Origin of the sequence: Bacillus cereus group sp. BfR-BA-01383 (assembly GCF_022663495.1) — a bacterium.
Taxonomy (GTDB): Bacteria; Bacillota; Bacilli; order Bacillales; family Bacillaceae_G; genus Bacillus_A; species Bacillus_A cereus_AU.
This window is the reverse complement of sequence record NZ_JAKUFP010000007.1, coordinates 161490-187767: the sequence shown is the minus strand read 5'-3', so window position 1 is coordinate 187767 and position 26278 is coordinate 161490. Positions and strand designations below refer to the sequence as shown.

Below are 26278 nucleotides of genomic sequence, written 5' to 3'. Positions count from 1 at the left end.
GAAAAAATATGTTTATCAATAAAAGTTTTATAAGGAAAAACTTTTATTGATATAAACATTTTAAAAAAGCGCCATTCTCCTGTAGAGAATAGCGCTATATTTTACATTTGAATTTGCTCTACTTCTTCTATATGTGACTTTTGGGATGCGTGGTCAATATATTGAAATAGGAGCTGCAATTGTTTATCAACTTCAGGTAGTTCTTTACTGTATTGATAAGCGTGTAAAAAATGCTCAATACGCTTAGAAAATAATTGATCGTTCGTTTGAACCATAAGAACGAGTAATTTATCCCAATTACAGCAATACGTGTAATAGAGAGCTTTATCATAGTCGTTATATGTTTGCACTGTGTCCCCTCCTTACTTGAGGAGTTATATATAGTGTGTGACAAGTAAGGAGAAATACACTTGAAAGAATTTGTTAAGAAAAAATGTGAATGAAAAGGAAAAAACGAGGAGTTTCCTCGTTTTTTAAGCTTTTGGCATTGGTGTAGGTGTCGGTTTGCCATACCCTTCTTTATACTTATTATCAATATAATTACGAATTTCAAGCGTTGATTTTCCTTTTTGTTTCATCGAGGCAGATTCAACCGCGATTTCTAGGCAATTGACGCAAGTCGTTGCGTGGGAATCCCAAACAACTTCACCATTCTTTTTAATTTCACGAATAAAGCAGTTTTTATTATTTTTATGTCCTACACTTTCACCGCAACCGCAGTAACATGGGATCCAATCTAATAGTTCTGCATTTTGTCCAGCGACAGTGTAGATTTCTTTCATTTGTGGATCAAGCTTGTCTAGGAAGGCCGGAAGTGTGTCGATTCCTTTTGTTTTTTCTTGAATGTCAGTTTGCTGAGTGTGTGTGGCATGATCATGCTCTTCTTTTGATTCAGAAGATTTTTTGTCATTTGTACTAGTACTCCCGCATCCAGCAAGAATTAGGCTCAGTACTGCAAGTAAAGAAAATACATACTTTTTCATTCGCTTGTCCCCTTTACAAATGTATTAACCAAATTGTATCAAATATCATGGTGCATTGGTTGAAGATTTTTTCGACGGATTTTTGAAGCGCCAACGCAGTGAATGGAATAGAAATAAAATTGGGATATAAGCGTATACAATATATAATCCAACCTGAGAGAGTACTGTATTTAACGTATTGATACTTTCACGGTTTGTGAAAAATAAGGATGAAATAAATATAGCGGCGATAAAAATTGGCAATGTAATTTGAAACGGTATGTGAAAGGAAGCTTTACTAATGCGACAAGAAGACCAAATGGTTAAACAAAGATTAGGTAAAATAATAAGAAACCAGAGAAAAATAATAATGTACTCAAATCTTTGGATAAAAGGAACTTTAATAATTTTTAGCATCGTTAATGTTGGCCAAATTGTATGATGTAGTTGTCCTTGGCTATAGTACATAAGGGACACGATTGCTAGTACTACGTATAAAATAGTTGTAAAGGCAATACCACCGTGTGCCCATTTATGTAGTGACTTTCCTTTTTTAATAAGTGGATAAAAGATAAGAATCGCTTCAAATCCAAGAAATTCTAATGCAGATGATTTTGCTGAATATAGAATATCTACAGGTGAATGGGTAAGAATCGGTAAAATGTTACGGACATGTGCATATTTCATAGGGAACACTAAGAAAAGTAGTACGAAAATCGGTATTACGACGCCCCAAAAACACATTCCTGTTACAGAGCGGAATCCACCTTTTATTACGTAATACGTCACGAGTAAAAATAAGAACGTTAATTTCCATGGCTTAATTGTAGGAAAGACCCATACTTGAATGACTTCAATATATGTACGAAGCACAGTTAGGCAAAATAAGAGAAGATATGCAGCAAAGCACATAGACAAAAAAGTTCCAAGCCATTTTCCGAAACATGTCGTATGAATGGTCATTAAATCATTATCTTTATCTAACATTTTTAACATACAAAACAGTACGATATGAGTTATAATACCCGCAACAATAAGAGAAATCCAAGAATCATAACCAGCATATTGTGCAATAATTCGTTGGTATCCTAATACGCCTACTCCAATTTGAAGAGAGTGTAATAAAAGAAATGTGAAATAAGGGGAAACAGTCATTGTTTTATTTTGTTCAGCCATTGTAACACCTCACTATTCTCCGATACCAGATTGCACGACATTGATTTGCACATGAACAGCAATATCCACACTAGGGTACATGTCTTGAATTTGTTTTATCGTCCATTTTCTTGAATGACTACGAATTTCTTCTCGTATACCTATTGGATCCACTTCTTTTTCTTGGAATTGTTTTATTAATTCGTTTAAATCTTTTTCAATTGTTTTTTCTACATGTTTTTTTACGTATTTTATATTCTCTGCCTTCGTTAAATCGAGCCAATCTGGAGCGTTTTTTATGAGTCCATTTAATTTGAGTTGAATATGGATTTTCGGGATGTCCCCTGTATCGGTCAGGTAACAAACGCTTTTTCCAGATAAATTTTGAGTGGCAATTGACCCCTTATGGTTACCTCGACGTATCGGAACTTCGTAACGTCCATTTTTAGTTGGATTAATGAGTAATTTGAATAAAAAAGATCCTTTTTTATCTGTATACATAACCACTTTATCTTTTTTTAAAAAAGCAAGTCCCTTAATGGAAGTAGATTTGTCTTCATCCGCTTTAATGTAAGGAAGAAATGGATCGCATCCCGATGAAAAATAGTTATATAAAAAAATATTTAAAGCGGTCCGTGGAATCGTTTCAGTTACTATATTTTGCTCCAGTAAATCAGATAAATATAGTGATCCATTTGATTTTATATGTTTGAGCAGATGTTCGGTTGAACCATCTACAAGTGCTAGTTGTACGTCTCGACCAACATTGGGATCACGTTGTAGGTTGTTAATAATGTCACCAATACCTTGTTCACCAAATGATTTTCCGAATAGGGCAACACGCATTTGTCCTACGGCGATAGTGTGTGGTGATTTGGCATTTAGAAGTGAAGAAATTGTTTCAATAGTGCCGGCAGTAGTTGACTGAGTTTCTGGTTTTGATTGAACACCTTTTGTGTAATCGGGATATAAAATCGTCCCGCGAAATTTTTTATCTTTCGTTATATCGAATCCACCTACATGAATAATTCGCTGTGTGTCTACTATATTCGGTTGTGTACATCCGGATTGGAAAATTAAAACGATAATAGCAAAGCATAATAAAATATTTTTCATTTTTCCTCACCATCACGTTTTTCTTTCGCTTTGTTTGGATCATAGCGCCATTTCTTTTTCGGTCTCAGAAAAGAGGCACGTCCAGCAGTTTGACTAAATGGCAAGCGAAGGAGCCCCTCCGCAGTTCCTAAACCTCGAAATGGGTATAAAGGTAATAAATAAGGTGATCCAAGTGATTTTAAGCGAATTAAATGAGCTAGTATGAATACGAATCCGACGATAAGACCTACGCCGCCAAATGCTCCAGCTAAAATGATGAGTGGAAATCGTAATATCCGGATAGTGGAAGACATTTTTACTGTTGGTGTTGTAAAAGACGCAAGCGCAGATAACGCCACCGCAATTAATAAAATAGTACTCGTTAAAGCAGCCTCAACAGATGCTTGCCCAATTACAATCCCGCCAACAATACCAATCGTTTGGCCGACTTTAGTCGGTAAGCGTGCTCCAGCCTCGCGCAGTAATTCAATTGTAATTTCTAAAAAAAGTGCTTCTAACATAGGTGGAAATGGTACGTTAGCTCTAGAATAAATAATTGGCCCAAGTAAATCAGCTGGAATCATTTGATAGTGATACGTTAATACAGCTGTGTAAATAGCTGAAGAGAATAAAGAGAATGCAGCTCCGAAAAAACGAACCATTCTAAGAAATGAGCCTGCTATCCATGGTAAATAATAATCTTCTGGAGAGACGAAGAAATCGAGCAACGTCGCCGGTCCGGCTAATGCATATGGTGAACCGTCTGTTAAAATGACAACCCCTCCATTAAGTAACGCATAAACGGAGCGATCTAAACGCTCTGTAGGTAGTAAAACAGGGAAGGTGGAGTTGCTATTATCACTAATAAACTGTTCAATCATAGTTGCATCGAAAGGAACATCAAAGTCAATGTCTTGTAGGCGTTGCATGGCAGTATTGACGTGCTGTTCATTTGTAATGCCTTCGATGTAGGCAACTACGACCTTTGTTTTTGATATAGAGCCAACTGCAATTTCTTTGAAAACTAATTGCTCCGTTACAATATTTCGGCGAAGTAAGTGTGTATTTGTATCAATATTTTCAACAAATCCGACTTTTGGACCGATTACACTATATTCATTTTCGGTATCATTATACAATCGTGTACCTACAACTGAACTTTCAGCACGAATAAGTGCATATTCCGCTGAGTGAGAATCTTTTTTTAGCTGTATGAGTACATACCCAGCTAATAATTTTTCACGAATATCATCAATAGAAGGGTTGGTGATAATCTCTTCGAGTGTGACGATATTTGCTAAGTCACTTATATTTTCAATGTTATCTAATTCTCTTTTGATAGGTGTCAAAATGAATCGAGTAATGAGGAGTGATTCAGCTGTAGATTTATAATAAAATAAACATAACGTTCCATCTTCTACGATGTTATAAAAAACGAAATCACTAGATTCTTTCATAGTATGGATAAACTCTGGAATAGAACAGACTGTTTTTTTCTTCTTTTTAGATGATAAACGAAACATTTCCTCACCCCTGACATACATCATTTACTTGTGTTAGTTTTTGGGAAAGACGGGAATTTATACTTCAAAGTTGAAAGTTCATAAAGAAAAGGAAGAGTAGTGAATACCTCTTCCTTTTTTGCATGTTAATTTGTTTTCTTTTCTTTAATAGACTTCACTAATTTAATCATTTCCGCTCTTATATCTTCTTTTTTTACATTTAATTTTTCTGCAATTTGTTTAATGTCCATTCCATCTTTTTTCATTTTTAGTACATCATCAAGAGGTGTATTACTTTTTTGAGAAATGATTGTTAATACCGTGAGCTGACGCAAGCCGATATTATATTCTTTCATTTTTTGTTTTAGTCCGTCTGGTGTAGATTTTTGCATAGTTGCTAACTGTTGCAGCAGTGCTTTTTTCGTTTCTTTATTCATGTGATGCTTTTTCAATTTACTTGGATCCACACCAAAATGTTGTGCCGTTTTCTCCCAAGATTTATTTTGTTTATAGTAAGCTAAAACGTCTTTAATTTCTTTTTTACTGATTCTCGCAATGTGGGCAGCTTTCCAAATTTCATGTTTGTTATAGCCGAGTTTTTCGAGCGACTGCATTTCTTCTTCTGAAATTGGTTTATGGTGGTGCATCGTTACTTCTTTTGGCGTAGCGGCGGAAGCAGGGAATATAGATATCCCGCATAATAATGCTGCCATCGTCATACTTACTGCGATTTTTTTGTACATATAAACTCCTCCTAGATGGATAATGTGGAAACTGTATACATATCATTTCCATAAAATGTGAAATACTTGTGAACAAGTTAAGTTTTTTTATTCACAGTATGAAATAATCTTTTTGGGAGTTTTCCAACATAAAACATTGATTAATAGTAAAAAACTAGGGTATAATCGAAATTGAAAATCAATATCAATAACAAAGGTATACATATAGATAAAAATAAGGGAGAGAAAAATATGACTACATATACTTCCATCGCAAATGTGATTAAAGAAAGACGTTCTGTTCGTACATTCACAGATAAAGCAGTAGACAAAGAGTTATTAATTGAACTATTAAACGACGCAACGTGGGCACCAAATCATAAGCACCGTGAACCATGGAATTGTAAACTATACATTGGAGAAGGCCGCAAGCAATTAGTAGACGCAGTATTAAACTCTTTCACAGAAGAAGAAAGAGCGAAACGCGGTAAAATTTTATCAGATCGTTTCTTAAGCACACCTGCACAAATCGTTGTTTACATTAATGAAGATCCACGTCAAATTCAACGTGACGAAGATTACGCTGCAACATGTGCATTTATGCAAAACTTCCAACTTCTTGCTTGGGAACGCGGCTTAGGCTGTGTTTGGAAATCAGGTGGATTAAACTACAATCCATTATTTATAGAAGGAATCGGTTTAACAAGAGGCCAACGCATCATTGGAATTCTTCACCTAGGCTATTTCGATAAAGCGCCAGAGGGAAGAGCTCGTACACCGATTACGGAGAAGATGGAGATTATTGAGGGTTAATAGATGAGGCATTCTCGTTTTTGCGGGGGTGTCTTTTTATTATGCAATCAATCCTCATGAAAGCTTGTTTCCAATCATACACTTTCTTAAGGGAAAGTGTAAGGAGGGAAAATAATGAGAGCAAGTGACGATAAAGCGCTACAATATGCGATTGCGGAAATTACGGAAATTGCGACTGGATTTGGGCTTGATTTTTATCCGATGCGTTATGAAATATGTCCAGCGGAAATTATTTATACATTTGGTGCATATGGGATGCCGACGAGGTTTTCACATTGGAGTTTTGGAAAACAATTTTTCAGAATGAAATTACAATACGATTTAGGTCTTAGTAAAATATACGAACTCGTTATTAACTCTGATCCATGTTACGCCTTTTTATTAGATACGAACTCTTTAATTCAAAATAAACTCATCGTAGCGCACGTTTTAGCACACTGTGACTTCTTTAAAAATAACGTTCGTTTTTCAAATACGAAGCGAGATATGGTAGAGAGTATGGCGGCAACCGCAGACCGTGTGAAAGCATATGAGCATAAGTACGGAAAAGCAGAGGTAGAAACATTTTTAGATGCCGTACTTGCCATTCAAGAACATATTGATCCGTCACTTATGCGTCCGAAACTTGCATGGAGTATTGATGATTTAGAAGAGGAAGAAGTAGACAAGAAAAAGGCGTCGCAATACGATGATTTATGGAATTTAGATGATCGAAATAAAAAAAGGGAACGATCCAATATACGCAAAAAGAAGAAAATTCCACCGCAGCCAGAGAAAGATTTACTCCTCTTTATTGAAGAATATAGCCGTGAGCTAGAAGATTGGCAGCGCGACATATTAACGATGATGCGCGAGGAAATGTTATATTTCTGGCCACAGCTGGAAACGAAGATCATGAACGAAGGCTGGGCGTCCTATTGGCACCAACGCATACTCCGTGAAATGGACTTAACATCTTCTGAAGCGATTGAATTCGCAAAGCTTAATGCGGGTGTCGTTCAGCCATCCAAAACAAGCATTAATCCATACTACCTCGGTATTAAAATGTTTGAAGATATTGAAGAACGCTACAACAACCCGACAGAAGAGATGAAACGACGCGGTGTAAAACCAGGATCTGGTCGTGACAAAATTTTTGAAGTGCGTGAAATTGAATGGGACGTATCGTTCCTCAGAAACTACTTAAATAAAGAACTCGTCATGAGAGAAGATATGTACTTATTCCAGCGCCAAGGAAAAGAATATAAAGTAATAGATAAAGAATGGGAAAATGTGCGTGATCAACTCGTAAATATGCGGACAAATGGCGGCTTCCCGTACTTAGTAGTAGAAGATGGAGACTACTTAAAGAACGGAGAATTGTACATTAAACATAGTTACGAAGGAATCGAGCTCGATTTAAAATACTTAGAAAAAGTATTGCCATATCTTCATCAGCTATGGGGAAGAACAGTGCATATGGAGTCGATTGTGGAGAGTAAGGGCGTTGTGTTTTCTTATGATGGGAAGATGGTTCATAGGAAGTATGTGTGAGGAAAAGAACGGACATAGAATGCTATGTCCGTTCTTTTTATTTGAAACAAAGTTAAATATGCTATTCTTAAAGAAAGGGAGTTACATATAGAAATGGAGTAATTCAAATGAGCAAAATAGGGGTATGGAAGATAGATATTACGCCGCCTGTAGGTATCGATTTTATCGGATATCATAGAGATACAGGAATTAATAATATTGAAGAACGTATTTATGGGACGGTCTTTGTTTTTGAAAAAGATGAAATGAAGACTGTGTTTATAAGTATTGATAATATTGGGATGTTAGTAGAAGATACGACGGTGATTCGTGAGCGAGTAGCGAGTGAGCTTCATGTGCCATTTGAGCGAATAACGGTTGTTTATACACATACACACTCTGGTCCAGAAACGGTCGGTGATGATCCGCTAGTACAGTCGTATAAAACGATTTTAGTAAATAATGTAGTGCACGGTGCTGTTACTGCGAATAACAATTTGAAGCTATGTGAAGTTGGATGGGGTGTTACGACAGGTGAAATTGGAGTGAACCGAAGAGAGCGAACATCTGATGGAAAGGCGAAGATGGGAATAAATATAGAGGGGATTGTAGATAAACGAATTGGTATGTTGGCAATAAGAGATGCAGAAACGAAGGAGCTATCTGGGATTGTAGTATTTTGTACGGCTCATCCGAATGTTTTAAAAGGTGATAGTGATGTATTGTCAGCGGACTATCCCGGGATGACGAGAGAGATCCTTGAGAAGGTAGTAAACTGTCCTGTTATTATTGTGCAAGGTGCAGCTGGTAATGTAAATGCGAAGTATCGTGGTTCAAGGGAAGCGTTAAAACAAATGGCTTACATGCTTAGTGGACATGTATTAACGCTGTTGCCAGCAGTTACATATAGCCCAATTGTAAATTTAAGAACAATTTCGAGTACGATGCAAATGAAGTTAAAGGATATTCCTGAAATTGATGAGATACGAAGAATGGCCCAATTTGCTGAGCGGCATTGGGGTGTGAATACTGATGAATGGCTTACTATCGTTTTAGAGAAACATAAGCAAAATATTCGGCAGCTAAGTATCGATTTAGAAGTTCAACTGTTTCAAATTAATGATGGTATGTTCTCTGGAATACCGATGGAACCTTTTTCGGAAACTGCGTTAGAAATGAAAGAGAGTCTTCAAAATGAACGAGCTTTCTTTGGTGGGTATATGAACGGATATATTGGGTATTTACCAGGCAAAGAGGAGTATGCATATGGTGGATATGAAGTTGAATTAAACCCTGTCGTGTATGGTCCGGTTACAAACTTGTTGATGCCACCGGAGGAGAATACGGCGGAGCTGGTTGTGAAGAGAGTTATGAAATTATATAATGCGTAAAATATTTAGAATGAAATTTGAAGGGATCAAAGGTTTTAATAAAATTGTAGAAAACGAATCCATTTTGAAAAAGACTAATCAAAATAGATTCGTTTTTTATATAGAGTTTTTGTTTACCAAACAGGTCGTATGCTCGATGATAATTTCCCTGTGTTTTCTTTATTAATGAATGTTGTTAAATCTTCTTTGAGCAATTGCATTCGATCCGCACCTATATTTTCAATCCATCGCAGTTCTATTTCAGCTATTATTTCTTCTTTTGCTTTCATTACTGACAAACCACGTTCGGTTAGTACAATGATTTTACCTCTTTTATCAGTAGGGTGCGTTTGGCGCGCGACATAACCACTGTTTTCAAGAGAATCCACCAATTTACTTACAGCTTGCTTAGAAACCCCTAAATATTCAGCTAGTTCTATTCCTGTTGCGCCATTAGGAAGGATGCGTTTGAACATAAAACCGTGTGCGGGCCTAATATCTTCAAATCCTAATTCACTTAATCTGTCATGTAGTTCAGTAATTAATGTACTGAAAGATAATGATAAAAGTGATGTAAGGTCTAATTCGTTAAATGTTTGATGATTCATGTATATATCCTCCTTACTTATAGTCAATTAAATTGACTATAAGTAAAATTCATTGTACTATGCATAATAAAGTCAATCAAGTTGACTTTATTATAGTGATAAAACAAATCATGATGTATTTAAATAGAATCAATGGAGGTTTCACATGGTTAATATCGTAAAAATTAGAGCCAGTGTATTTATTCCAATGTCTTGGACGGAAGCTAAGAAGGATATAGAAACAGGAAAAGTGATCCAATTCGAAGGTGATTCACGTGAATTTACACCGCATACGGTAAACACTATGCGTTCTAGAGTTGAGCAAGAGGTAGTAGTAGATTTTGATAAAAAAGAAGTGTTTTCATATGCAAACACGGGTATTACGACAGAGAGGATTACTAATTTAGATGGTTCTGTGAATAAAAGAACGGGAAAAGCGAGTACTGAAAATATTATATGTACTCATATTGTATGGAATTCTGACAGTGTCCAATTTACAATGAGCGCAAGCGCTAGTAATCCGTTAAATGTGTATGCACCTCCTGTAGATTATGTATTAACTGTACGCGTGAAAAAGGATGGTCGTATTGATGTGCAAGGAGAACATGATGGATTCCCTTGTTTTGAATTTTATAAACAAGTAGACTTCGGTTCATTTGAACAAATTTATACACATGACTTTAGAGAAACTGGTGATACAGCTGCCGCGTTAGGTGGAGAGATGGATTATAGTTTTGCAAAGAATTTATAAGAAATAAGGTAGTAGACCGGTTAAGCCTGAGAAGATTGAGAAAAAAATAAACTCCTTTACAATATACCCTTAAGGGTATAGTATATTATACAAAGTTACAAAGTAATGTATAATATAATTATGGAGGTGGTCTACAGTGGAATACAATCAAGACATGAAAAATAGATTAAAACGTATTGAAGGTCAAGTTCGTGGTGTGCTTCGTATGATGGAAGAAGGAAAAGATTGCCGAGATGTTATTACACAGTTAACAGCGTCTCGTTCTGCACTTGATCGTACAATTGGACTTGTTGTTGGAACAAATTTAGAGCAATGTTTACGTGAGCAGTTTGAAAAGGGTAATGGTTCAAATGAAGATTTAATTAAAGAAGCTGTTCAACTACTTGTAAAAAGCCGATAATCTGTCAAACATAAGTGTTGACAGATTTTCAAAAACATTTTAATATACCCCTACAGGTATATGTATATGAATTGTGGAGGAATTGACTATGAGTATAAAAGTGGATATGAGTTTAGATTGTAAAGGTTTGGCTTGTCCAATGCCGATTGTGAAGACGAAGAAGGCGATGGAGAGTCTCGCATCAGGGCAAGTGATTGAAGTTGAGGCAACAGATAAAGGATCTACGCTAGATATTCAAAGTTGGGCAAGTAAAGTAGGGCATCAATATATTGGGACGAAATATGAGGGAGATAGATTGATGCATTATGTGAGGAAAGCACATGAGCATGAAGTGAATGAAGTTGTGAAATATCCTCATACAATTACGAATACGGAATTGCAGGATATAATATCTAGCGGAGAAGAGTGCATCGTATTAGATGTTCGCGAAGCAGCGGAATTTGCTTTTGGTCATATTCCATCCGCTATTTCGATGCCACTAGGTGAATTAGACAGTGCAGTTTTAGATCAGGAGAAGCAAATATATGTTGTTTGTAGAACAGGTAACCGTAGTGATGTAGCTTGCCAAATGTTGAAAGAGAAAGGTTATTCAAATGTGAAAAATGTCATTCCAGGTATGGTAGAGTGGCAAGGGAATATAGAGAAGTAAATTTTTTTGAATGAAAATATACCTACGGGGGTAATTAGATGAGCGTTAAACCGTTGCAAGCAAAAGATGTTGCAGAGAAAGTTTTATTCGGAGAGTTGTTTATTTTAGATGTTCGTAATGAGACGGATTATGAAGATTGGAAAATTGAAGGGAAACAAATTTCTTCTATTAATAAACCGTATTTTGATTTGTTAGATGGTGTGGATCATATTGTAGATGAATTGCCAAGAGAGAAAGAGATTTTAGTCGTATGTGCGAAAGAAGGTTCTTCGCAGTTTGTTGCAGAGCAATTGTTGGATACTGGTTTCAATCATGTTTACTATTTAGCTGGTGGGATGAAAGCATGGAGTGAATATGTAAAGCCGTTAAAAGTAGGAGATATCCAGGGCGGAGGAAGTATATATCAATTCAATCGCCTTGGAAAAGGGTGTTTATCTTATATGGTCGTTTCAAACGGTGAAGCAGCAGTTATTGATGCGGTAAGAACGATTGAAGCATACGAGGAGTTTGCGAAAGAGCATGGCGTTACGATTACGAATGTAATGGATACACATTTACATGCAGACCATATTTCTGGCGGATGTAAATTGGTTGAAAAAGTAGGTGGTACGTATTGGTTACCTCCAAAAGATGCGGAGGAAGTCGTTTTCTCGTATGAACCGCTTGTAGAAGGATCTGTTATTACAGTGGGGGGTACTAAAATTGAAATTGATGCACTATACTCACCTGGGCATACGATTGGCAGTACATCATTTATTGTAGATGATTCTTATTTATTGTCAGGAGATATTTTATTTGTAGATTCAATTTGGCGTCCAGATCTTGCTGGTAAGGCTGAAGATTGGGTGAGTGATTTACGAAATACGTTATATAAGCGCTATAAGGAACTGTCTCCAGAGTTAATAGTTTTACCAGCTCATTATTCAAAAATAAGTGAGATGGATGAAAGAGGTATTGTAAGTGCGAATTTACAAGATCTATTTAAGGAGAATGTAGGATTAAATATTGTCGATGAGGCAGAGTTTCGTAAAATCGTGACAGAGAACTTACCACCTCAGCCAAATGCGTATGAAGAAATTCGTCAAACGAATATGGGGAAAATTCATCCGAGTATGGAAGAAGCGCGTGAAATGGAGATTGGTCCAAATCGTTGTGCAGTTCATGATGCATTATAAAATAATAAACTGGAGGAATAGATGATGAATGTAAAACAAGTATTAGATGCGAAAGGTTTAGCATGTCCAATGCCGATTGTAAGAACGAAGAGAGCGATGGATGCGTTACAAACTGGAGAAGTGTTAGAAGTACATGTGACGGATAAAGGATCAGTTAAGGATATTCCAGCGTGGGCAAATAAGGGTGGCCATGACATCGTAAAGAGTGCAGAAGAAGGCGATGTGCTAAAGTTTTGGATTAAGAAGGCATAGTGAAGAACTAGTTTTGTAAATACGGAGAGGGTGTTTATATGAATACAATATTAAGTATGCTTTTCATTGTACTTGCTGCATGGTTTGTTATTTCGCGTTTTTTACCGGTGAAAGGTGTTCAAAATATAAATGGAAAAGAATTAAAGAGTATAGTGGGAAAAAAGGGGAAACAATTTATCGATGTTCGTACATTAGGTGAATATAGAGGAAATCATATGAAAGGATTTCAGAATATCCCACTAAATGAGTTAGCTAGTAAAGTAAATCATTTAGATAAAAATAAGGAAGTAATCGTTATTTGTCAGAGCGGGATGAGAAGTAAGCGAGCAGCAAAAGTATTAAAGAAATTAGGATTTCGGCACATTATAAATGTTTCAGGTGGTATGAACGCTTTGTAAGGAAGGAATAGCAAGATGAAAGAAATAACAGCAAAAGAAGTAGAAGAAAGATTGTTACGAAATGAAGAGATACATTTGATTGATGTTCGCGAAGTAGAAGAAGTAGCGGAAGGGAAAATTCCAGGCGCGCTTCATATTAGGTTAGGTCTACTAGAGTTTCGAATGCATGAGTTGGATAAAAATAAAGAATATATTATCGTTTGTCGCTCAGGAGGAAGAAGTGCAAGAGCAGTTCAGTTTTTAGAAAGCTATGGTTTTCGAGCGATTAATATGGTAGGTGGTATGTTAGCTTGGAATGGGAAAATAGTATCGGGTGTAGATAGGTAATTTGAGCTTTTTGACAACTTTTTAAATACCCCTACAGGTAATTGGGAGGAGAACAACATGGAACAACAGAAGAAAACAACAATCGTTTTATTTAGTGGAGATTACGATAAAGCGATGGCTGCTTATATTATTGCAAATGGCGCAGCGGCGTATGATCAAGAGGTGACTATTTTTCATACTTTCTGGGGATTAAATGCCTTAAGGAAAGATGAACATGTGGAAGTAAAGAAAACTTTCATAGAGAAAGTTTTTGGAAAAATGATGCCGCGCGGTGCTGATAAAATGGGATTATCTAAAATGAATTTTGCTGGTATGGGACCAAAGATGATAAAAGGTATTATGAAAAAACATAACGCCATGCCTTTGCCGGATTTAATTGATTTGGCGAAAGAACAGGATATTAAACTTGTAGCTTGTCAAATGACAGTAGATTTATTAGGGTTAAAAGAGGAAGAGATTATGGAAGGGGTAGAGTTTGCAGGGGTAGGAGCATATTTAGCAGATGCTTCGGATGGGAATGTAAACTTATTCATTTAAATAACCTTCTTTTTAGAAGGCGGGGGATATAAGGTGAGTTTAGTTGTATTACTTTTTATAATTGGGTTTATAGGATCGTTTATATCAGGAATGGTTGGGATTGGCGGTGCAATTATTAATTATCCGATGATCTTATACATTCCAGTACTGCTAGGATTTACTGGCTATACGTCACATGAAGTGAGCGGTATTACAGCGGTTCAAGTATTCTTTGCAACTTTTGCAGGTGCATGGGCATACCGGAAAAGTAATGATATGGATAAAATGTTAGTTGTGTATATGGGGGCTAGTATATTAGTAGGAAGTTTCATAGGGAGTTTCGGTGCTAACGTATTAGATGAGCATACAGTCAATGTTGTTTATACAATGTTAGCCACGGTTGCTGCTATGATGATGTTTGTGCCGAAAAAAAACAACAGTGGAGAAGTGAAGTATAATAAATGGTTGGCAAGCTTGCTAGCGTTTATTGTAGGAGGAGCGTCAGGCATTATAGGAGCTGGAGGTTCGTTCCTTTTAGTGCCGATTATGCTAGTTATTTTAAAATTACCACTACGCATGACGATAGCAACATCAATTGCAGTCACATTTATTTCTTCAATAGGAATTACTACAGGGAAAGTGATTACTGGGCAAGTAGTTATAGTTCCAGCTCTTATTATTGCGATTGCCAGCATCTTTGCTGCGCCGCTTGGAGCGCGAGTCGGGAAGAGGATGAATCAAAAAGTACTGCAATATATGTTATCCATTTTAATTGTAGGTACTGCTGTTAAGATGTGGATTGATATGATATCGAAATAAAAGGATGGTGCTGCTTGCAGCCCATCCTTTTGTTTATGCCCAAATAACTCTCATTAAGTTTTTATATTCGTCGTTCGCTAATTTATATAGCATTCTCGTATGTTCAAAGACAAGTGCTGGATTAAAGTTTGGTTCTGAGAATGCAAGAGATGTTGAAATATCAATTGCATTTTGCTTGTTTAGTGTGAATTTTGCAAATCGATAAGATGTGTTTAATTCATTGATGACATGTAAAATGTCATTTGTTGATGTTTCATCAGGTACATGAGCAACATTGAAGCAGTATATATCCACAGTAGGATTTTCGTTTTCGAAAGCAGCGATAAGTTGAATTTTTGCGCCAGCTTCTGTTTCTAATCCTACTGAAAAATGTACAGAACCATCATTTTCATCTATATTTTCTTCCATGTATATATCGTTTGATTTTAAGTAGTCTTTAAAATCTGAAATGTTATGTTTTACTGCAGCTTTCATATGTATGAGCCCCCTGGTAATTGGAATAGATTACTATCATTTATTATAATTTAAAAATATTAAAAAAGATAGTTAGAAAGTTCTGATTTTTTATTTTGAAGGAATAAAAAAGAAGCAGTGCTCTACCTCCATAGAGCACTGCTTCTATATTATTCATTGTCATTAGACGATGTTTCTGTATCTTCACTGCTATTATTATTTTTCACTTCATTTTTACTTGATTCGCGTTCACTCGTATTTTCAGACTTAGATTCTTTTGTTTTCTCTGAACTTGTTTTTTTAGAATCAGAGTCAGTTTGCGTATAGGCAGGTAGTCCAAGGTGAGTACGAAGTTCGTTCGTAACCTTTGCTAATTCTTTTTTATCTGGATTGTAGTAATATGTGCGGCCGCCGCCAGCAGATTTGCTACATGTATCATCACCTTTTTCCATATAGCAATCTTCACCTTGAATTTGTAATTTCTCAATTGAAGAATCCGCTCCATATTTATAGAATGAAAGCATATCATCGAATGTTAAGTTTGTAACGAATTGTCCGTTAATATCATCAATGATGTTACCAACTTTTGTTACAGATCCAACGTCTGTTAGTTTCTTTAAAATAGCTTCAATAACGAGTTGTTGACGTTGTCCACGCATCGCGTCACTATCGATGTGTCGTGTTCTGGCAAGAGCAAGAGCCTCTTCGCCATTTAACTTTTGAACACCTTTTTTCAGGTGAATTGCCTCAGCATTATCATTGCTATCTTGCTCAGTAAATTCAACTGGTACATCAACTTCAATACCGCCTAAGTCATCGACAATTTTTATAAATGATTTAAAGTTAAATTTTACAAAATAATCGACAGGAACATTCATTAATTTTTCAACTGCATCAATGCTTGCTTGTGGTCCACCGTTTTTGCCGTTTTTAGCAGAACCGTATGCATGAGCGTGTGTTATTTTATCTTTCTTCTTTTCAACTGGAATATAAGTATATGTGTCTCGTGGAATACTTAATAGCTTCACAGTTTTGCTATCTTTATTAAACGTTGCAAGTAATAGTGCATCTGTTCTTATAGCTTCACCATACTCTTTTCCTCGGACATCGCTTTCATCAACACCCATTATTAAGACAGAGACATTGTTCGTAATAGGTTTTACAGCTTTGTCACGTAAATCAGATTTATCACCGCGCGCTAAATCGTGTGCGGCATTTCGAACAGCAGAAGATGCTTTATTTACTAAAAACCAAGTATAACCGCCACCTACTATTAAAAAGAATAGAATAACGCTTATAATGATTTTTGTTTTTTTCTTACTTTTTTTCGGTTTATTGCGTGTATTTTCTTGCAAAGATGGGTTTTGCTCCATTTCTTGTACTCCTTCATTTGGATTGAAATACGACACTCATATCCACTTATTATAATGAAATTTGACGAAAAAAAACATTACAAATCATTTACATTTCGTAAAAATTCAATTTATTTATAAAAAGTTAGATTTTCTATATGTTATTTTTCAGATGTAGAATAAGTATATGTTTTTTTAGTAGAAATGAAAATATGTATTGTGAGAAAGCGATAGAGAAGTAAGATTTGTTGAAATATAGCCAATAAAATGTGATTAGCTGTATGTGTACTTCTTATATAATAAAGAAAGATCTTACGGATGAAGGAGAGAGCATAATGAAGCATACATCATTCCGAGCAATTGTCGTGAACGAAAAAGAAAATAATCAATTTGAAAGAAAACTTGTTGAGAGAGAAATCAATAGTTTACCTGAAGGAGATGTGCTAATACGGGTTCATTACTCTTCATTAAATTATAAAGATGCCCTTTCAGCTACTGGTAATAAAGGTGTAACGAGAACATACCCTCATACGCCAGGAATCGATGCAGCGGGAGAGGTAGTTAGTAGTGGAAATAACGCCTTTCAGGAAGGCGATCAAGTTATTGTAACTGGATATGATTTAGGCATGAATACTTCTGGTGGTTTTGGAGAATATATTCGCGTGCCATCATCTTGGGTTGTTCCTTTACCAAAAGAAATGTCTTTAAAGGAAAGTATGATGTACGGGACAGCAGGTTTTACAGCCGCTTTATCGGTATATAAGCTTATTGGAGCAGGAATTACGCCTAGTATGGGAGATGTTTTAGTAACGGGTGCTACAGGCGGCGTAGGTAGTGTAGCAGTTAGTATTTTAGGGAAGTTAGGATATAACGTAGTAGGAGCAACAGGGAAATTGGAAGAAGAAGAGATGCTACTGCGTCTAGGGGCGAAAAAGGTGATTCGCCGCGCGGAATTGAGTGATGAATCAGGAAGACCGATGCTTAAAGGGATATACGCTGGGGTTATCGATACTGTAGGCGGAAGTATGTTAGAAACAGCTTTAAAATCATTACGGTATAACGGTTGTGTCACGACGTGTGGTAACGTAGCGGGGCATGAGTTAAATACAACGGTATACCCATTCATATTACGAGGGATTAGCCTTTTAGGAATAGATTCAGTTCAATGTCCGGTAGACATGAGAAGAGAAGTGTGGGCATTGTTAGCCGATGAGTGGAAAAATACAGGGCTATTATCTTATACAGAAGAATGTACATTAGAAGAATTAGATGAGAAGTTTACACTTATACTGCAAGGGAAGTTAAAAGGAAGAACGGTTGTAAAAATGAAATAAGAAAAGAGACGCGTAATGTAGCGTCTCTTTTCTTCATTATAATGATTGTTTTAAATTGATTTTTCCTTGTTCGCCTAAAACACCGTCAGCGATATTTACAGCGTGATCACCGATACGCTCTAAGTTACTTACCATATCAACGAAAATGATGCTTGCATCACCTGAACAGCTACGTTCGTTTAGACGTAATACGTGACGTTTACGAAGAACACGTTCCATTTGGTCGATTTTACGTTCTTTTGCAATAACTGTTTGTGCTAGTTCAGTGTCAAAGTTTGTTAAAGCATCGATTGCATCTTGTAATGTTGAAATTGTTAATTCAAGCATTTCATTTAATTCAGCTAGTGCTTCATCTGATAGTGAAACGCGGTTTGAAATTTGGAAATCTACAAGTTCTACAAGGTTTTCTACATGATCACCGACACGTTCAATATCTCCAACAACACCTGCTAAAACTGAATGTTTTTCAGAATCTGTAGGTGAAAGTGGTTTTTCTGATAGTAAAACTAAATACTCGGTAATTTTTTTATCTAAATTGTTAATAGCTCCTTCTAATTGAGTAGCCATGTTAGCGTGTTTTTTGTCTTGTGTATTTAAAAATTGGTTTGCTTCTTTTAATCCATGTAATGAAAACTCAGCCATACGAACAATTTCTTTTTGCGCTTCTGTTAGTGCGATAGCAGGAGATTGTTCAATAAAGATTGGATTTAAATGTTGCGGTTTGAAATCAATAGCAGAATCTTCGCCGCGAATAAGTTTTGTTACAATCCATGCTAATACAGCGATGAATGGGAATTGAATAATTGCATTTGTTACGTTAAATGTTCCGTGGGCAAATGCGATTGTCATTTCTGGATTTAAGTTTAATGACGTTTGGAAATATTGAATTAAATTTGTAAATGGTACTAATAAAATCGTAAAGATAACCGTACCGACGATATTAAAGATAACGTGAACTAATGCTGCACGTCTTGCTGCAATAGAAGTACCGATTGCTGCTAATACGGCTGTAATTGTTGTACCGATATTATCACCGAATAATACAGGAAGGGCAGCTTGTAAATCGATTGCACCTTGACCGAATAGTTCTTGCAAAATACCGATTGTCGCACTTGAACTTTGCACAACTAAAGTGAAGACTGTACCGACAACAATACCTAAAAATGGGTTATCACTCATGCTAACCGTTAATTCTTGGAATGATTCTAAAGAGCGAAGAGGTTTCATTCCTGAGCTCATTAATTCTAAACCAAAGAATAACATACCAAAACCGAATATAACTTGACCTAAAGAATGTACTTTTTTATTTTTAAAGAAGAATAGTAAGATAGCTCCAACTGCCATAATTGGAAGAGCGTATTCTCCGATTTTAATTCCGATAATAAATGCGGTAACTGTCGTTCCGATGTTTGCACCCATAATAACACCGATTGCTTGTCTTAATGTCATAAATCCGGCACTTACAAGTCCGACTGTTAAAGCGGTTGTTCCTGAACTTGATTGGATTAATACAGTAACTAACATACCTGCTAGTACACCCATAAGTGGGTTTGTTGTAAAGCGATCTAGAATATCGCGAAGACGATCTCCAGCTGCTTGTTGCAGTCCATCGCCCATGTATTTAATCCCGAATAAGAAAATACCTAATCCACCAATGAACTGGAAGATCATATCTTGAATATTATATTCCACGCATTCCACTCCTTAAATTTCATGTACGATGTAATTATTAACTAAACCTTGAGACACTGTAAACGGTTTGTCAGTAAAATTTACACTAAATTTACAAAGAGATGAAAAGTTTACAAATCTTTAAAGAAACACCTGTATTTAATTGGTTTTTCGGCTGATATATCTGATCGATTTGTAAAGAAGTCACATTTATCACACTATTTTCAGATAGTAAAAATAGGAGAGGAAAACTATCCAAATTGGATGCGCTAAGTAAAATTTCACCGTATTTATAATAATGGTTCTTTGCATATTTTTTGATTAAATTTAGAAAAATATGTAAGGGGAAATGGGGAGGTTTGAAATGAATGTATAATGAAAGTGAAAAAAGATTGAATTACTTACAACAATAAAAAAGAGCAATTCGCATATGAATTTGCCCTGGTTTTTTATGTTAAAAAGGTCTTAGTCCGTCGTATTGTAAAAAACTATGTGAGGCATTTTTCTTTTAGCGTTAATGTCCGTTATCTTGCACATTAATGACGACATTTCCCTTCTTGTGTCCTTCTTCAACATATATGTGAGCTTCAACAATTTCCTCAAAAGTATATTGTCTATCGATGACCACTTTTATCTTATTGTTCTCTACAAGTTCTTTAAGAAAATCTAATGCTTCGGAAGTTTCTGGTGCGTTTTGACTTAATATTAATTTCTTACGACTTGTCAATTTCGTCCATAGCATTTGAGCGCTTGGTAACGGTTCGACTATATTTATATAAGTACCATCTTCTTTTAACAATTTCATACAATCTGAAAACGTACTCTTATTTACAGCTTCAAAGATAATATCATAAGCTCCGTCTATAGTAGAAAAATCGCTTGCGGTGTAATCAATTACTTCGTCAGCCCCTAGGGATTTTACTAATTCTAAATTGCAGCTACTGCACACCCCTGTAACTGTTGCTCCGAAATACTTGGAAATTTGTACCGCATAACTTCCGACACTTCCAGAAGCTCCGTAAATAAGAATGTTTTGACCACTTTGAACGTTAGCTTTCCTAAGGAAAAATAAGGCTGTACGTGCTCCAATTGGGATGGCCGCAGCTTCTTCATAGGATATATTGGAGGGCTTCATGCATACTGCTCCATCTTCAGGTATACAAATATACTCAGCATAAGAACCGAAATTGAATTGGGTAGCTGCGAAAACTTGATCCCTTACTTTAAAACGCGTAACGTCTTTTCCTACCGATTCAACTTCACCGGCCAATTCCATTCCTAATATTTGTTTTTTCGGTTGCTTAAAGCCAAGTGCGATTCGAGCAGGTAGCCAAACAGAGGAGGGAACCGTAAAACTTCGTGAGCGAATATCTCCTGCTGTTACGGTTGTCGCTTTTATTTTCACTAGTATTTCGTTTTCTTTAGGAGTAGGTTTGTCTACCTCTTTCAGTTGGAGAACGTCAGGGGGGCCATATTTTGTGTACATTATTGCTTTCATTAAGTTTCCTCCAATTCGTTCTATATATTAATATCATACGAACAACATGAATAAATAGAACAACGGTTCACCATTCAATATAATGAAAAAAGCAGTGTGATTTTTTTAGGAATCCACCGCTTTTTTCATTTGTGTATATATGATTTTTTTAGTTTAAGTAATTTGAAAAAGAATCAATTAACATTACCCAACGGCTTTTTCTTTTGTTTTATCCCCTTGTTTTTGCTTCCGTAAGCTTGTGATGTAAATGAAAAGAAAAGCGATAAGTAATAGAGAGGAATAGCGATATACAGTCGCATAGTTTGTAAAATGTGCAATGAATCCAAATATAATTGCTCCAGCACCAATTCCAAGGTCAAATGCTGAGAAGAATGTAGCTGTTGCGACTCCTCGTCGGTGTGGTGCTACGCGATCAATCATCCATGCTTGTAGTGCCGGTTGAATCGCTCCAAAACCACTTCCGTAACACGCTGCTGCAATAATTAAACTCGGAATTGTCGTTGTATACGACAATAAAATAATACCTGTAAACGTAATAATAACTCCTGGAATGATGACAAATGTATGGCCTTTCGCATCATATAGTCTTCCAGAAAACGGGCGAGTTACAGCGATTGCAAGTGCATTGAATAAAAAGAAGAGACTAATATCAGCAATGCCGACCTCGGTAGCAAACAATGTAATAAAGCTCCCAATTCCCCCGTACATTAATGTAATACATAATATTAATAATGAAGGAAGTAAAGCTTTGCGTTCAATAAATCCATCGAGAAAGGTACCAGATGTTTGCTGTGGTGGTTGCGGCGATTTTTTGATTTGAAGTAGTTTCGTTAATATTAATGAAACTATTGTGCATGAAAGTGCACATAAAAAAAGAATCGTGAAGTTATATGTTTGCATAAGCCAAAGCCCGATAAGCGGACCGAGCGCCATGGCAATAGTTCCAGAAAGACCGAAATATCCCATGCCTTCACCGCGGCGAGCTTGCGGAATTAAATCTGAAACGACAGTTCCATATGTAGTCGTTGTAATACCAAAACCAGCTCCGTGTAAAATTCGAACGGCAAGCAATAGGAAAACGGTTGAAGCGAAAAGATAGCTACCCATAGCGAGTAAACAAATAGCGGTACCGATCATTAAAATGATCTTTTTGTTGAATTTCTGCAAGGCGTTTCCAGTTAGCGGTCTAACAAAAAGTGCTGCAACGGTAAACATACCGACAACGAACCCGATATTTGAACTTGTGCCCCCAATTTCTTTCACATAAACAGGTAAAGTTGGAATTAACATTTGAAATCCTAAAAACATGCATAAGTTTGCTAGAATTAGCGCAATAAACTCTTTTGTCCATAACGGTTCTCGCTTTACGAGTATTGCCTCTCCCATATATTCATCCCCTATATAAAAGTTTTCTCTGTTCTTTCGAGTATATGTATTGGTCAATGTAACAGTCAAGGAAGGTGTCTTGAAAGCGTATAACAATTTTCGAGGTAAAAAACTGACAAATTTGTGGAAAGACTACACAACTATGAAAAAAAGATGTAAAGTATAGATGTATAGACTAGTAGTTGTTATGAATGATAGAAATTGTTTTTTCTTTAACGAAAGCGGATTCAAAAGGTAGTGGACGAGAAGGGGATACATGCTTTTTCACTACATATATTTGAAAAGGTTTACAATATGATGAAGAAAGAGGCGTGTACATATGAGACGATTAGGTATTTCTATTTATCCAGAACATTCGACAGTAGAGAAAGATAAGGGGTATTTAACATTAGCGAGTAAATACGGATTTACACGTGTATTCACATGTTTATTATCTGTAGATGGCGAAAAAGAGAAAATTATAGAAGAGTTCAAGGAAACGATCTCTCATGCAAATGCGTTAGGGTTCCAAGTATTAGTTGATATTAGTCCAGCTGTTTTTGAACAACTAGGTATTTCGTATAATGATTTATCGTTCTTCCATGAACTAGGTGCCTACGGTATTCGTTTAGATGTTGGATTCTCGGGTTTAGAAGAATCGATTATGACGTACAATCCATATGGCTTAAAAATTGAGATTAATATGAGTAATGGTACGAAATATGTAGATAACATTATGAGTCATAGACCAAATCGTGAAAATTTAATTGGTTGTCATAATTTTTATCCGCACCGCTATTCAGGATTATCATATGATCATTTCATTAAATGCTCAAAACAATTTAAAGATTACGGTATGAGAACTGCTGCTTTTATTTCATCATTTGATGCAACATATGGACCTTGGCCAGTAACAGAGGGATTATGTACGTTAGAGCAGCATCGTGAATTACCGATGACAACACAGGCGAAGCATCTATTTGCGACAGAATTAATTGATGATGTCATTATTGCGAATGCGTATGCTTCAGAAGAAGAACTACAAGCACTAGGTGCATTAAATAAAGAGAAACAAACATTTGATATAGGACTATATGATACAACGACAGAATTAGAAAGAATTATTGTGTTAGATGAACCGCATTTTTATCGCGGAGATGTGTCTGAATATATGATTCGCTCTACACAAAGTCGTGTGAAATATAAAAAAGAAGAGTTTAAACCTCATAATACGCGTGAAATTAAGCGTGGTGATCTTTTAATTGATAATGAGCAATATGGTCAATATAAAGGTGAATTACAAATCGCATTAAAAGATATGGTGAATACAGGGAAAACAAATGTAGTTGGTCGAATTGTAGAGGAAGAGATTTTCTTATTAGATTATTTACAAGCCTGGGATAAATTCGGATTTACATTAAAGAAATAGAGAAAATATAAAGGGGAATTGCAAATTATCTTGAAAGAGATGCCGATAGATGAACGGAAAAATATTGTCGGCACAATTGCTGAAGAAGAGTTGTTCTTACTAGATTGCGTAGGAGCTTGGACGCAGTTTACTTGTGTGGAATAGGGAAGGTAGGAGAGGATGCTATGGCATTCTCTTTTTTCTGTTGAAATGGATTTAAAGGGATAAATTTAACTTGGACGGGAGAGAAGGAGATGGAAGATTCATAAAACAAGAGTCAGCCTCAACGTTGAGACTGACTCTTTTATATAGCAATTAGTTTAAAATTTTCACTGTAACTGTTTTACGTCCCCAGTTACTTGATGTGCTTTTATCTGGCATTAAAACATCAATTTTATTTCCTTTAATAGCTCCACCAGTATCACCAGCGATTGCTACTCCGTAACCTTCAACCCATACTTTTGAACCTAATGGAATGACACTTGGATCAACTGCAATTAGTTTCATGTTTGGATTAGCTGTTAAGTTATGACCCATAGCTGATTTTACTTGGTCTCCTGCTTTATAACCATTTTCAAGTGGATCTGCTGTGTAAGCTGTTGCTACAACTTGTAATTCACGAGAAGATGATGGTGCACTTGTTTCAGTTTCTTTTGCAACAGGTTGTTGTGTAGCTGGTTTTTGAGCTTTAGCCGCTTCACGAGCTTTAGCTGCTGCTTGAGCTTTAGCTTCAGCTTCTGCCTGAGCTTTAGCTTCTTCACGAGCTTTAGCTGCCTCTTGCGCTTTAGCCGCTGCTTGAGCTTCAGCTTCTGCCTGAGCTTTAGCTTCTTCACGAGCTTTAGCTGCTTCTTGCGCTTTAGCTGTTGCTTGAGCTTCAGCTTCTGCCTGAGCTTTAGCTTCTTCTTGAGCTTTAGCCGCTTCACGAGCTTTAGCTGCCTCTTGAGCTTTAACTGCTGCTTGAGCTTCAGCCGCTTCACGAGCTTTAGTTGCTTCCACGGCCTTAGCTTTTGCTTGAGTTTCAGCTACTTCTTGAGCTTTAGCTGTATCTTGAACTTTAGTTACTTTTTCAGCTTTAACTGCTGGTTGAACTTTAACTGGAGCTTTACCTGTTAAGTAAGGAACATGAACATAAGCTGTTTTTCCGTTATATTCAAATTGGATCCAATCATTTTGTACTTGGTGTGTTGTTTCAATAACATCATCTTTTTTCAACTTACCAATAATCTCTGAATCTGTATTTGCTCCAGCACGTACGTTTAATACGTTTGCTGTTACGTAGTAAGTATCTTTTGTGTAGTCAGCGCTTATGAAAGCTTCTTTACCACTATTTAATTTAACTTTTGACCATCCGTTTTCTGTATGTAAAACGTTAACTTTATATCCATCTAATAACTTTCCGACAACTTTTGATTCAGTAGTTGGGTTTTCTCGTACATTTAGTACATCAGTTGTTACAATCGTCTCTGCTTTAGCAGATGTTGTGAAAATCCCAAGACCAAAAACCGCTGCTGTTGCTATGCCCATAAATTTTTTCATAATAGCCTCCATTGCATTTGTTTTCGTTGACCTCATTATAGCAACCATTATTTTCTTATTTGCGGAAAACACAAAACTACAAAGCATTCGTAACGAGGCATTAATATGTTGTAATAATTCCATTAATATCCTGATAGCGTTTTCTTTGCGCTTTTCGGGGGATTAGAACATATGATTCATAAAATCAACACTTTTTTAATTACTAATAGATTAACAATATAACAGTGATATTTCGAAAGTGTATCGGTAACGTTACAAAAAGGGGGTGTTTAACTGTTTAAATCGTAATATAGTTATAAAAATATAATATTTTTTGTGTATGAAGTCATATATATAGGGTTAATTTTAATGAAATAGAGCTATAATTGTTACAAAATAAGTTGCAGTATGGAAAAAATTACGCCTTGAATTTTCTTTATTACATATTATTTTTGCAATAATATGATTTCATAATAGCTTTCATAAGAAATGAAAGTTTAAATGATAAAAAGATTTAGAAAGATATTCGTAACTTAAAACATATATAATAGAAGAAACACAATTCGAAGGGAAGATATCGTTATTAATTGGGTCACGAATTGCTGTATATTTATCACGCATTAACTGCCCGTAAACGCCCGATTGGTGAAGGCTAATAATCAGTGGTGATGAACAAA

General features: G+C 36.0%; 27 protein-coding genes and 1 pseudogene. 15 read left to right on the top strand and 13 right to left on the bottom strand.

Annotated elements, in window-relative coordinates; all coding sequences use genetic code 11:
- Window positions 1-101: 101 nt before the first annotated feature.
- The 6 genes from MR065_RS10155 to MR065_RS10130 form a co-directional block, all read right to left on the bottom strand.
- A complete protein-coding gene (locus MR065_RS10155; RefSeq protein WP_001195458.1) occupies window positions 102-350 on the bottom strand; it encodes a YhdB family protein in 249 nt (82 codons plus the stop codon).
- Window positions 351-473: 123 nt separating this feature from the next.
- Complete coding sequence (locus tag MR065_RS10150) at window positions 474-983, bottom strand: PCYCGC domain-containing protein (RefSeq protein ID WP_242213550.1); 510 nt, start codon at window positions 981-983, stop codon at window positions 474-476.
- Window positions 984-1028: 45 nt separating this feature from the next.
- Window positions 1029-2138, bottom strand: coding sequence for a GerAB/ArcD/ProY family transporter (locus MR065_RS10145; RefSeq protein ID WP_242213549.1), 1110 nt, complete (start codon window positions 2136-2138; stop codon window positions 1029-1031).
- A gap of 12 nt (window positions 2139-2150) precedes the next feature.
- A complete protein-coding gene (gene gerYC, locus MR065_RS10140; RefSeq protein WP_242213548.1) occupies window positions 2151-3233 on the bottom strand; it encodes a spore germination protein GerYC in 1083 nt (360 codons plus the stop codon).
- Window positions 3230-4735, bottom strand: coding sequence for a spore germination protein (locus MR065_RS10135; RefSeq protein WP_242213547.1), 1506 nt, complete (start codon window positions 4733-4735; stop codon window positions 3230-3232). Before MR065_RS10135 ends, gerYC begins: the two co-directional genes overlap by 4 nt.
- A gap of 125 nt (window positions 4736-4860) precedes the next feature.
- Window positions 4861-5457: a hypothetical protein gene (locus MR065_RS10130; RefSeq protein WP_242213546.1), complete on the bottom strand. Its 597-nt coding sequence runs from the start codon at window positions 5455-5457 to the stop codon at window positions 4861-4863.
- Between the two features lie 231 nt (window positions 5458-5688).
- On the opposite strand from MR065_RS10130, the gene MR065_RS10125 reads away from it, so the two are divergent.
- From MR065_RS10125 to MR065_RS10115, 3 genes are all read left to right on the top strand, one after another.
- Complete coding sequence (locus MR065_RS10125; RefSeq protein WP_242213545.1) at window positions 5689-6249, top strand: nitroreductase family protein; 561 nt, start codon at window positions 5689-5691, stop codon at window positions 6247-6249.
- Between the two features lie 114 nt (window positions 6250-6363).
- Window positions 6364-7782: a stage V sporulation protein SpoVR gene (gene spoVR / locus MR065_RS10120; protein WP_242213544.1), complete on the top strand. Its 1419-nt coding sequence runs from the start codon at window positions 6364-6366 to the stop codon at window positions 7780-7782.
- Between the two features lie 107 nt (window positions 7783-7889).
- A complete protein-coding gene (locus MR065_RS10115) occupies window positions 7890-9152 on the top strand; it encodes a neutral/alkaline non-lysosomal ceramidase N-terminal domain-containing protein (RefSeq protein WP_242213543.1) in 1263 nt (420 codons plus the stop codon).
- 113 nt (window positions 9153-9265) lie between these two features.
- On the opposite strand, the gene MR065_RS10110 is transcribed toward MR065_RS10115, so the two are convergent.
- On the bottom strand, window positions 9266-9739 hold the full coding sequence (locus tag MR065_RS10110) for a MarR family winged helix-turn-helix transcriptional regulator (protein WP_242213542.1): 474 nt from the start codon (window positions 9737-9739) through the stop codon (window positions 9266-9268).
- A 145-nt stretch (window positions 9740-9884) separates the two neighbouring features.
- Between MR065_RS10110 and MR065_RS10105 the strand changes: the two genes are divergently transcribed.
- The 9 genes from MR065_RS10105 to MR065_RS10065 all read left to right on the top strand — a co-directional run bounded on the left by MR065_RS10105 (window position 9885) and on the right by MR065_RS10065 (window position 15005).
- Window positions 9885-10469 carry a DUF3238 domain-containing protein gene (locus MR065_RS10105; protein WP_242213541.1) on the top strand — a complete coding sequence of 195 codons (585 nt, stop codon included), beginning with the start codon at window positions 9885-9887 and terminating at the stop codon, window positions 10467-10469.
- 136 nt (window positions 10470-10605) lie between these two features.
- On the top strand, window positions 10606-10869 hold the full coding sequence (locus tag MR065_RS10100) for a metal-sensitive transcriptional regulator (protein ID WP_016089229.1): 264 nt from the start codon (window positions 10606-10608) through the stop codon (window positions 10867-10869).
- An 88-nt stretch (window positions 10870-10957) separates the two neighbouring features.
- Window positions 10958-11518 (top strand): sulfurtransferase TusA family protein, encoded by a 561-nt coding sequence (locus MR065_RS10095; protein ID WP_242213540.1) that lies wholly within the window; start codon window positions 10958-10960, stop codon window positions 11516-11518.
- Window positions 11519-11556: 38 nt separating this feature from the next.
- The gene (locus tag MR065_RS10090; RefSeq protein WP_242213539.1) at window positions 11557-12693 is read left to right on the top strand and encodes an MBL fold metallo-hydrolase; all 1137 of its coding nucleotides are present in this window, start codon (window positions 11557-11559) and stop codon (window positions 12691-12693) included.
- Between the two features lie 21 nt (window positions 12694-12714).
- Window positions 12715-12945 carry a sulfurtransferase TusA family protein gene (locus MR065_RS10085; RefSeq protein ID WP_242213538.1) on the top strand — a complete coding sequence of 77 codons (231 nt, stop codon included), beginning with the start codon at window positions 12715-12717 and terminating at the stop codon, window positions 12943-12945.
- A gap of 38 nt (window positions 12946-12983) precedes the next feature.
- On the top strand, window positions 12984-13343 hold the full coding sequence (locus MR065_RS10080; protein ID WP_242213537.1) for a rhodanese-like domain-containing protein: 360 nt from the start codon (window positions 12984-12986) through the stop codon (window positions 13341-13343).
- Window positions 13344-13358: 15 nt separating this feature from the next.
- Complete coding sequence (locus tag MR065_RS10075; protein ID WP_242213536.1) at window positions 13359-13670, top strand: rhodanese-like domain-containing protein; 312 nt, start codon at window positions 13359-13361, stop codon at window positions 13668-13670.
- A 57-nt stretch (window positions 13671-13727) separates the two neighbouring features.
- The gene (locus tag MR065_RS10070; protein WP_242213535.1) at window positions 13728-14207 is read left to right on the top strand and encodes a DsrE/DsrF/DrsH-like family protein; all 480 of its coding nucleotides are present in this window, start codon (window positions 13728-13730) and stop codon (window positions 14205-14207) included.
- A gap of 33 nt (window positions 14208-14240) precedes the next feature.
- Window positions 14241-15005 (top strand): sulfite exporter TauE/SafE family protein, encoded by a 765-nt coding sequence (locus tag MR065_RS10065; RefSeq protein WP_242213534.1) that lies wholly within the window; start codon window positions 14241-14243, stop codon window positions 15003-15005.
- Between the two features lie 33 nt (window positions 15006-15038).
- Here MR065_RS10065 and MR065_RS10060 read toward each other — a convergent pair whose 3' ends face one another.
- Window positions 15039-15479 carry a hypothetical protein gene (locus MR065_RS10060; protein WP_242213533.1) on the bottom strand — a complete coding sequence of 147 codons (441 nt, stop codon included), beginning with the start codon at window positions 15477-15479 and terminating at the stop codon, window positions 15039-15041.
- 149 nt (window positions 15480-15628) lie between these two features.
- On the bottom strand, window positions 15629-16831 hold the full coding sequence (locus tag MR065_RS10055; RefSeq protein WP_242213532.1) for an LCP family protein: 1203 nt from the start codon (window positions 16829-16831) through the stop codon (window positions 15629-15631).
- Window positions 16832-17145: 314 nt separating this feature from the next.
- On the opposite strand from MR065_RS10055, the gene MR065_RS10050 reads away from it, so the two are divergent.
- The gene (locus MR065_RS10050; protein WP_242213531.1) at window positions 17146-18144 is read left to right on the top strand and encodes a YhdH/YhfP family quinone oxidoreductase; all 999 of its coding nucleotides are present in this window, start codon (window positions 17146-17148) and stop codon (window positions 18142-18144) included.
- A 36-nt stretch (window positions 18145-18180) separates the two neighbouring features.
- Here MR065_RS10050 and MR065_RS10045 read toward each other — a convergent pair whose 3' ends face one another.
- From MR065_RS10045 to MR065_RS10035, 3 genes are all read right to left on the bottom strand, one after another.
- Window positions 18181-19836 carry a Na/Pi cotransporter family protein gene (locus MR065_RS10045; RefSeq protein ID WP_242213530.1) on the bottom strand — a complete coding sequence of 552 codons (1656 nt, stop codon included), beginning with the start codon at window positions 19834-19836 and terminating at the stop codon, window positions 18181-18183.
- 493 nt (window positions 19837-20329) lie between these two features.
- On the bottom strand, window positions 20330-21313 hold the full coding sequence (locus tag MR065_RS10040) for an NAD(P)-dependent alcohol dehydrogenase (protein ID WP_242213529.1): 984 nt from the start codon (window positions 21311-21313) through the stop codon (window positions 20330-20332).
- Between the two features lie 183 nt (window positions 21314-21496).
- Complete coding sequence (locus MR065_RS10035; protein WP_097904003.1) at window positions 21497-22699, bottom strand: MFS transporter; 1203 nt, start codon at window positions 22697-22699, stop codon at window positions 21497-21499.
- A 319-nt stretch (window positions 22700-23018) separates the two neighbouring features.
- Here MR065_RS10035 and MR065_RS10030 point away from each other — a divergent pair, with 319 nt between their 5' ends.
- Together MR065_RS10030 and MR065_RS10025 are read left to right on the top strand one after the other, a co-directional pair.
- Window positions 23019-24107, top strand: a complete 1089-nt coding sequence (locus MR065_RS10030; protein ID WP_242213528.1) for a DUF871 domain-containing protein — start codon at window positions 23019-23021, stop codon at window positions 24105-24107.
- A 3-nt stretch (window positions 24108-24110) separates the two neighbouring features.
- Window positions 24111-24251 (top strand): annotated as a pseudogene (locus MR065_RS10025) (phospho-sugar glycosidase domain-containing protein); the annotation flags it as partial.
- Window positions 24252-24401: 150 nt separating this feature from the next.
- On the opposite strand, the gene entC reads toward MR065_RS10025, so the two are convergent.
- The gene (gene entC, locus MR065_RS10020) at window positions 24402-25745 is read right to left on the bottom strand and encodes a cell wall-binding protein EntC (RefSeq protein WP_242213527.1); all 1344 of its coding nucleotides are present in this window, start codon (window positions 25743-25745) and stop codon (window positions 24402-24404) included.
- Window positions 25746-26278: the final 533 nt, after the last annotated feature.

Bases quoted from the DNA above. Each gene is read 5' to 3' on its own strand.
- MR065_RS10145 (WP_242213549.1), bottom strand. From the start codon at position 2,138: ATGGCTGAACAAAATAAAACAATGACTGTTTCCCCTTATTTCACATTT.
- MR065_RS10110 (WP_242213542.1), bottom strand. From the start codon at position 9,739: ATGAATCATCAAACATTTAACGAATTAGACCTTACATCACTTTTATCA.
- MR065_RS10130 (WP_242213546.1), bottom strand. From the start codon at position 5,457: ATGTACAAAAAAATCGCAGTAAGTATGACGATGGCAGCATTATTATGC.
- MR065_RS10085 (WP_242213538.1), top strand. From the start codon at position 12,715: ATGATGAATGTAAAACAAGTATTAGATGCGAAAGGTTTAGCATGTCCA.
- MR065_RS10090 (WP_242213539.1), top strand. From the start codon at position 11,557: ATGAGCGTTAAACCGTTGCAAGCAAAAGATGTTGCAGAGAAAGTTTTA.
- MR065_RS10040 (WP_242213529.1), bottom strand. From the start codon at position 21,313: ATGAAAGCAATAATGTACACAAAATATGGCCCCCCTGACGTTCTCCAA.
- MR065_RS10095 (WP_242213540.1), top strand. From the start codon at position 10,958: ATGAGTATAAAAGTGGATATGAGTTTAGATTGTAAAGGTTTGGCTTGT.
- MR065_RS10150 (WP_242213550.1), bottom strand. From the start codon at position 983: ATGAAAAAGTATGTATTTTCTTTACTTGCAGTACTGAGCCTAATTCTT.
- MR065_RS10125 (WP_242213545.1), top strand. From the start codon at position 5,689: ATGACTACATATACTTCCATCGCAAATGTGATTAAAGAAAGACGTTCT.
- MR065_RS10080 (WP_242213537.1), top strand. From the start codon at position 12,984: ATGAATACAATATTAAGTATGCTTTTCATTGTACTTGCTGCATGGTTT.
- MR065_RS10105 (WP_242213541.1), top strand. From the start codon at position 9,885: ATGGTTAATATCGTAAAAATTAGAGCCAGTGTATTTATTCCAATGTCT.
- MR065_RS10075 (WP_242213536.1), top strand. From the start codon at position 13,359: ATGAAAGAAATAACAGCAAAAGAAGTAGAAGAAAGATTGTTACGAAAT.
- MR065_RS10050 (WP_242213531.1), top strand. From the start codon at position 17,146: ATGAAGCATACATCATTCCGAGCAATTGTCGTGAACGAAAAAGAAAAT.
- entC (WP_242213527.1), bottom strand. From the start codon at position 25,745: ATGGAATTATTACAACATATTAATGCCTCGTTACGAATGCTTTGTAGT.
- MR065_RS10055 (WP_242213532.1), bottom strand. From the start codon at position 16,831: ATGGAGCAAAACCCATCTTTGCAAGAAAATACACGCAATAAACCGAAA.
- MR065_RS10035 (WP_097904003.1), bottom strand. From the start codon at position 22,699: ATGGGAGAGGCAATACTCGTAAAGCGAGAACCGTTATGGACAAAAGAG.
- MR065_RS10135 (WP_242213547.1), bottom strand. From the start codon at position 4,735: ATGTTTCGTTTATCATCTAAAAAGAAGAAAAAAACAGTCTGTTCTATT.
- MR065_RS10115 (WP_242213543.1), top strand. From the start codon at position 7,890: ATGAGCAAAATAGGGGTATGGAAGATAGATATTACGCCGCCTGTAGGT.
- spoVR (WP_242213544.1), top strand. From the start codon at position 6,364: ATGAGAGCAAGTGACGATAAAGCGCTACAATATGCGATTGCGGAAATT.
- gerYC (WP_242213548.1), bottom strand. From the start codon at position 3,233: ATGAAAAATATTTTATTATGCTTTGCTATTATCGTTTTAATTTTCCAA.
- MR065_RS10030 (WP_242213528.1), top strand. From the start codon at position 23,019: ATGAGACGATTAGGTATTTCTATTTATCCAGAACATTCGACAGTAGAG.
- MR065_RS10060 (WP_242213533.1), bottom strand. From the start codon at position 15,479: ATGAAAGCTGCAGTAAAACATAACATTTCAGATTTTAAAGACTACTTA.
- MR065_RS10070 (WP_242213535.1), top strand. From the start codon at position 13,728: ATGGAACAACAGAAGAAAACAACAATCGTTTTATTTAGTGGAGATTAC.